The sequence below is a fragment of the Psychrobacter piscatorii genome, assembly GCF_001444505.1.
Taxonomy (GTDB): Bacteria; Pseudomonadota; Gammaproteobacteria; order Pseudomonadales; family Moraxellaceae; genus Psychrobacter; species Psychrobacter piscatorii_B.
Genome location: NZ_LNDJ01000132.1, coordinates 1 through 6,811 on the forward strand (window position 1 = coordinate 1; position 6,811 = coordinate 6,811).

6 protein-coding genes are annotated in these 6,811 nt (G+C 40.2%); 5 read left to right on the plus strand and 1 reads right to left on the minus strand.

Annotation, left to right across the window (positions count from 1 at the left end):
• From AS194_RS13155 to AS194_RS13170, 4 genes are all read left to right on the plus strand, one after another.
• A partial coding sequence (locus tag AS194_RS13155; protein WP_264753457.1) for a hypothetical protein occupies positions 1 to 369 on the plus strand: 369 nt, incomplete at its 5' end.
• 127 nt (positions 370 to 496) lie between these two features.
• Positions 497 to 1,465: a DNA-binding protein gene (locus AS194_RS13160; RefSeq protein ID WP_058025952.1), complete on the plus strand. Its 969-nt coding sequence runs from the start codon at positions 497 to 499 to the stop codon at positions 1,463 to 1,465.
• Between the two features lie 1,109 nt (positions 1,466 to 2,574).
• Positions 2,575 to 2,715 (plus strand): hypothetical protein, encoded by a 141-nt coding sequence (locus AS194_RS13740; RefSeq protein WP_156410079.1) that lies wholly within the window; start codon positions 2,575 to 2,577, stop codon positions 2,713 to 2,715.
• A gap of 245 nt (positions 2,716 to 2,960) precedes the next feature.
• Positions 2,961 to 3,887 (plus strand): cation diffusion facilitator family transporter, encoded by a 927-nt coding sequence (locus tag AS194_RS13170; protein WP_058025953.1) that lies wholly within the window; start codon positions 2,961 to 2,963, stop codon positions 3,885 to 3,887.
• 186 nt (positions 3,888 to 4,073) lie between these two features.
• Here AS194_RS13170 and lnt read toward each other — a convergent pair whose 3' ends face one another.
• Entirely contained in the window at positions 4,074 to 5,642 is a 1,569-nt protein-coding gene (gene lnt / locus AS194_RS13175; protein ID WP_058025954.1) for an apolipoprotein N-acyltransferase, read from the minus strand.
• Positions 5,643 to 5,881: 239 nt separating this feature from the next.
• Between lnt and AS194_RS13180 the strand changes: the two genes are divergently transcribed.
• On the plus strand, positions 5,882 to 6,526 hold the full coding sequence (locus AS194_RS13180) for a DUF411 domain-containing protein (protein ID WP_083499708.1): 645 nt from the start codon (positions 5,882 to 5,884) through the stop codon (positions 6,524 to 6,526).
• Positions 6,527 to 6,811 lie beyond the last annotated feature (285 nt).

Sequence of the window (6,811 nt, forward strand, 5' to 3'; positions counted from 1 at the left end):
GCGGTTATTCAAGATACAAGGTTATACGCATTATCTCTGCCAGGCGTGCCACAAAGATTGAAAGGAGACAATATGAACAAGGTTAGTTATCACATAGATAAGTTGCCGCCATTAACGGCTAAGCAGCAAGCGGACTTAGAGTACTTAGCAACGCTTAGCGATGACGACATTGATCTATCGGACATTCCAGAAATCACCGACTGGTCAGGCGCGATCCGTGGCAGTATCAAACCACAAACGCTTACTACAGAAGCCAGTGTTATCAGCCCAAGCATTCTTGCTAAGTTTAAGGACAGAGCCAAGCAGACAGGCGGTAACTATCAGGACATGATCAATGATGCCCTAGAAGAATACCTAACTGATCATTAAGTCTTAGCCAACAAGTTATAACCTCAAGACGACTTGGGGTTTTTTTACACCTTGCATTGTAGTATGTTGTATATTGTATTATACTATATACAACATACTACAATGCACTATCAAGGAATACAAAATCATGGCACTCACCACACAAGATATTCATGCAGCAGCTGACCGATTACAGGAGCAAGGGATAAAGCCGACACTGGCAGAGGTGCGTAAGGCGCTAGGCGGTGGCTCATTCACTACCATTAGTGATGCGATGCAGAGTTGGAAGCGAGAACAGCAGGAAGAGCAAGAGCTGCAACAAGTGGATTTACCTAGCGGTATCACTGAACGCTTGCACACGCTTGGCGCTGATATGTGGCAGACAGCTATTGATATGGCGAACGATAGGCTGTCTAAGGAGCGTGAAGCTCTAGAGGTGGTTAAGGTTAAGGCACAAGCAGAGACGGACGAAGCGCAAGAAGCAGTTAAAACCTTAGAGGGTGAACAAGCAGATCTACTACAGCAGCTGGACGAAGTGGCCACTACTGCGGAGACAGCAACTAAAGCGGCTCAGCAAGCCACAGCTGACCATGATGCTACCAAACAGACGCTATCAGATACTAAGCATCAATTAGAGCTTGAACGAACTAAAGCAGAAACAGCACAATCACAGCTTGTAGAGACACGTAGCGCATTAGATAAGCAATCTGTAGAGCTTACTAGTAGTCTTGGTGAGGTAGCCACGCTTAAAGCTACAGCTGATAGCGATAAAGCAGAGATTGCACGTTTAAAGGCGGAGCTTAAAGCCACTAAGTCAGAGCTAAAGACGGTCACAGCTGAACGCAATGAGATACAAACTGCTACCGCAGAGATCAAAGGAGAGCTAAAGGCGGTAACCTTTGAACGTGATAAGCTATCAGGACTTTATGAGCAGCTGACTCAAATACAGGCTAAACTTGAAGCTGAACATAGTATATTGAATAAGCAATATGGCGAGCTATCGAGCCGTCACCTATCAGAACAAGAACAAGTGACTGTGTTACAAAATAAACTCAAGAAAGCTCAAGATAATCTAATACTTATTCAAAACAAAGATAACGCCTTGGATGTTGATTAAATAAAAGTATTCAAGGTTCCAAGATAAAGAATAGTTATGAGCTAGGAAGAGACTTTACCTAAAGCGTAGATCTCGTTCTATTCACACTAAGCTTATGAATCAACTATGACAATATCGACTCACTGAATAAATGACTGTTGTATAAGAACTATTCTAAATTTTTCTCTGAAGTCTAATAGTATATAGCCTAGTGGGCTATATACTATTTAAATTAGCCTAAGTAAGTTCCGATGCTGATTTTGGAGCCTTGAGCAGATTTCAAGGAACACTCACCCTAAAGCATCTATGAGTATTTTCTAGCATACTCACAAACACTTTAGTGCATTCCTTGGATTTGATGTGATTAGTCATGCCGACTTCATCGCCCATCGCGTCATCAAGACCGTATCACTGTATCAAGCTACGGTTGTTAAGATTACGGCTGATAGCACCGCCTAGACACGCTCTTAACCGCTACTGTGCTGTCATACGCTAGCAAGGGCAATACACCCAATATACCGCTACGATATGCACAAATAACCACTCATTGCGTTGCTCAATATGTCTAGAACCCCCTGTCGAGAGCTTTACCCTTCTGTCAAACGCAGTCGTCGCCTTAGCCTGCCACCCATTTGACGGGTAACGGTTATAAAGAGAGCAGCACGAGGATGTAACGAGCGAACAAGCGGTTTTTAAAATGTATAGTGAATAAAGTTGATATGAAAGCAAATTTTGGATAAAATGCACCTACACGGGCATTTAATGCTGTTCAAATAACGCAGTTCAGGTGCTTATTTGTTCGTTACAGTGTGCGTCAACACGCTGTAACCGTTAGCTATATTTAAAACTAAATGCCTCTGGGAGTCAACTCCCAGAGGCATTTTTTTGTTTGTCATGTAGATTGGGTTTTTATTATCTACTTTTTCATTAGATTGCTTAGGCTTTTTTTGTCGTCATTTAGCGTAGGTATTTCAACCATTTTGAAGTTAGCACTTAGTACATCCTCACAAGACGTTAAGTTTCTGACAATACTGGGATAGTTTACTATGAAGACCGGCTTAGTCGTCAGATGCAAGGTTTTACACGCGCTGTTAAGAAGCGGTAAATCATCTTTCTGAGAGAATACGTTAATGAAAAGACAAACCTACACTCCTGAGATTAAAGAACGCGCCGTTCGTATGCTGATTGAAGCATTAAACGATTACACCTTTATGTGGTCATGTCATAAAAAGCACACTAATGAAACTATACTAACCAACATTCAAGACTAAGCTACACATACTAAAGAGCTTGAACATGAGAACAAGAAGCTTACGTAAGCCAGTTAGATTACAGTAAAATCCGCTTTTTTCGCCCAAGGAGAGATAGGACACACAATCAAGTTGTGGCTCAGTTTATTGATAAAAATAAGTGGGTCTACGGTATTAGAGCAATATTGACTGTGCAATATAGAAAATATGCAATAAACTTATTTTCTACCTTTAATAAAATGCAGCAACCTAAACAAGGGTAAATTATGAGTAATTCAGATAACCACAGTCATCAAGCTCCAGACCCTAAAAATATGAATAAAGCTTTTTATATTGGGATTGGTCTAAATTCTGCATTTACGCTCATCGAGTTTATAGTGGGCTATTCAACTAATTCATTAGCTTTAATCGCAGACGCTAGCCACAACTTAAGTGATGTTGCCAGTTTAATAATCTCGTTAATTGGAATGAAATTAGCACAGAAAGCATCTACTACGCTTTATACCTATGGCTACAAAAAAGCTTCTATAATGGCGTCTCTTATTAACGCCATATTGTTAGTTACAATCGTTATAGGTATTGCGTATGAGGCCTTGGGTCGATTTGATACGATACCGGAAGTTGCAGGAAAAGTTATTATTATTACAGCTCTAATAGGTGTATTTATAAATACTGTTTCTGCTTTTGCATTCTACAAAGGTCAAAAAGACGATATTAATATCAAAGGTGCTTTCTTGCATCTAATGGTAGATGCATTGGTCTCTGTAGGTGTCGTTATCTCGGGCATTATTATTTACTATACAAGTTGGAATATCGTTGATCCTCTAGTTAGCTTGATTATTTCAGTCGTTATACTGTTATCGACTTGGGGTCTACTAAAAGAGAGTATCAAGCTTGCTATCGACGGAGTACCTCAAAATGTTGATCTCAGTAAAATCACTGCTATCTTAGAGAGCTATAATTTTATTCAAAACTTTCATCATTTACATATCTGGGCTTTGAGTACCACTGAGAATGCTCTTACAGTTCATATTGTACCGAAGACCGATATAACGTTTGAAGAGACTATTACTATGAAAGAAAACATCAAGGAAGATTTGGCGCATCAGAATATACAACATGCAACTATTGAATTTGGTACTAAGGCAGATGACAATCAAAAATCGCGTGCATTAAATGAAAGTATCAACTAAAAGATGATAGACCGTATATAGCTATCTCTTTTTAAGTATGAGGCGCGTGCCTTATGTCAACATAATTTTTTCAATCAGTTCTTATGTGATCAATAGTTTAAAACTTTTATATTTACGTGCGTTAGGACGTTACCTAGAAAAAATAAAAAACTTACGCTGATTAAATTATTATGATTAAGTTTACTATTACCCTCGTCTTCTAAGTGTGGTTAGACCTTTGCCAAAATAGCTTATTAGTAATAACAGGGTTATTATTATCAAGATAGGATAATTTCCCATAAGCATAAAGGGCGTGTTACCAACCCGTGCCTGTATCTCACCACGTAGTACAGTACGCTCAAACTGCGGTGCGCGTTTTACAATACGACCTTTATGGTTAATGATAGCGGTAACACCAGTATTGGTCGCTCGAATAAACCAGCGCCCGTTCTCAAGCGCGCGCATTTGTACCATTTGCAAATGTTGCAATGGTCCTGCTGAAGTGCCAAACCAGGCATCGTTAGAGACGGTCAACAAAAAGTCAGTATCGATGGCATTTTTACGCGTGGTATCTGGATAAGCTACCTCATAACAGATAGCCGTCCCTATATTGTGTCCACGCACCTTTAGAGGTGACTGCTGATCACTACCACGACTATAGCTCTTAATATCCTGACTACCGGCCAAACTTGGGAAAATATCGAGCACGCCTTCAAATGGAATATACTCTCCAAAAGGCACTAGACGCTGCTTCTTGTATAGGCCTTCCGCTTCTACACCTCGAGCAATCACGCTATTGTAAAATGGGGGATACTTATCCGTACTGGCATTGAATGCCGCTTTATCCTTATAAGGGATACCAGTTATCCATGTCGTATTGGTCGCATTAGCCATTTCTATCATTTCACTAATAAAGCCCGCAGCCTCATCCTGAAACATAGGAATAGATGATTCAGGCCACACCACCACATCACGTCCCCACTCAGTGCGTGTTAACTTCGCATAAATCTTTAGCGTTTCTACTTGATACTTAGTCAGCCACTTTATATCTTGTGAAATATTACCTTGAATCAATGACACTGACAGATCAGGTGTGCCCTTAGGTTTTGTCCATTGCGGATTGACCAGCCATAATGATGTGCTAATGGCTAATAACAGTACAGAAACGATGGCATAACTACTGCGCCGAAGCAGTAGCTCTACTAAACTTGCAGCCAATAGTATGGCAACAAAAGAGACGGAAAAAACACCAGCAACGGGTGCTAAGGACGATAACCAATACTCTTCAGTAAATGCATAACCAACAAACAGCCACGGAAAGCCTGTGAATAACCAAGTTTTTAACCATTCTTGTAGCACCCAAAGAGCAGCAAATGAAAAGGGTTGTTTGCCTACCATACGGTTAAAGACTAGTGCTAACAATCCATGAAACAGTCCCATACCGAGACCCATCAATGCAATCATAATCAATGCGAGCCACGTTGGTGTATCGCTATAATCATGGATAGCAGTATAGAGCCAAAAGCCGCCGACGCACCATAGCCCCATACCGTAAGCTTCACCGATAATAAAAGCGCGACGACCACTCATACTTGTCACCAACAGCGCATATAAAATCGCTGGTGATACTATTGCTAGCGGCCAAAACCCATAAGGCGCTAGCGAAAATAAAAAAATAGCCCCTGCAAGCCATGCTGCTACTAGCGTAAGCGATAGCGGTAATTGATTTAAGTGAGTACTCAAACGCTTTTGTAGATTAATAGTAGACAGGCGCATCGCAAATTATCCAAAATTATGAGTTTTGAATTTTTAGTCAAAATCCAAAACTCGGATAGACCTGTTAATACTACAGGCAGCATTTCAAAATGAAAACTGCTTATGATACCAGTCCGCACTGCTCAATGGATAAATTTACGTACTCCGTTTGATGGGTTATTATGCTACATTACCAAACGATATGAAGTGTTACTTGACCTTCTATAGCTCACAATATCTACAGTACATGAGAGAGCACTATGACCCCCTTAAAAATAAAATCCAGTCTTATATTCAATCGTTATCTGTCTAAGGGGTTGCGTAGTACGTTAGTATTACTTGCCGCCTCATCACTATTTGCTTGTAGCCAACCGAGTAGTGGCGTATCTGATGCAAGCACAACATCGGCATCAACTGAAGATGTTTTGGCTGTTCCAAAGACAGCTGAACCAAACGTTATAAATACTCCTATGATGACATCAGTAAGTAAACCAGACCTACTAAAAAACGTCTCAGCCACTGTCTATAAAGATGCCAATTGCGGCTGCTGTAAAGAATGGATAAGTCATGCAGAAGATAATGGTCTAAGTGCAACCGCGCAAGATGTTGCGGACTTAGCCGTATTTAAAGAGCGCTACAGCGTTCCAAATGAAATGCGTTCTTGCCATACTGTAGTCACTACTGATGGTTACGTCTTTGAAGGTCATGTACCCGCTAAATATATGGCGCAGTTTTTAGAAAATCCGCCAGTACAAGCTATGGGTCTTGCCGTACCTGGCATGCCTGTTGGTAGCCCAGGTATGGAGTATCAAAATAAATTCATGCCCTATCAGGTTATGCAGCTCAATAAAGACGGGACGACCCAAGTTTATGCTGATATTGAATCGGTAGAGCAGCAATTATAGTGTGTTAGCAGTTAAGAATACTTTGATTATAGTGTTAGCGTTAAAAGTAAATGAGGCAGGTATAAGACTGTTCTATTGCTTATAAAATGATTCTTCATCAAAAAAATCATTAGCTATTGCGACTTTAAAAGCAAAAATAACTTTGAATTTGTAACTTTTGATGACAATGTAAGCGGATTTATCGGTTATTAACCCTTAAAATAGATAAATAATTAAGGGTTAATACAAGAATATACAGGATGTATCGAAACAATTACGTAATATTACATAAGCCAGTAGGGAATT

Coding starts and splice junctions, on each gene's coding strand:
- AS194_RS13160 (WP_058025952.1), top strand. CDS start 497: ATGGCACTCACCACACAAGATATTCATGCAGCAGCTGACCGATTACAG.
- AS194_RS13740 (WP_156410079.1), top strand. CDS start 2,575: ATGAAAAGACAAACCTACACTCCTGAGATTAAAGAACGCGCCGTTCGT.
- AS194_RS13170 (WP_058025953.1), top strand. CDS start 2,961: ATGAGTAATTCAGATAACCACAGTCATCAAGCTCCAGACCCTAAAAAT.
- lnt (WP_058025954.1), bottom strand. CDS start 5,642: ATGCGCCTGTCTACTATTAATCTACAAAAGCGTTTGAGTACTCACTTA.
- AS194_RS13180 (WP_083499708.1), top strand. CDS start 5,882: ATGACCCCCTTAAAAATAAAATCCAGTCTTATATTCAATCGTTATCTG.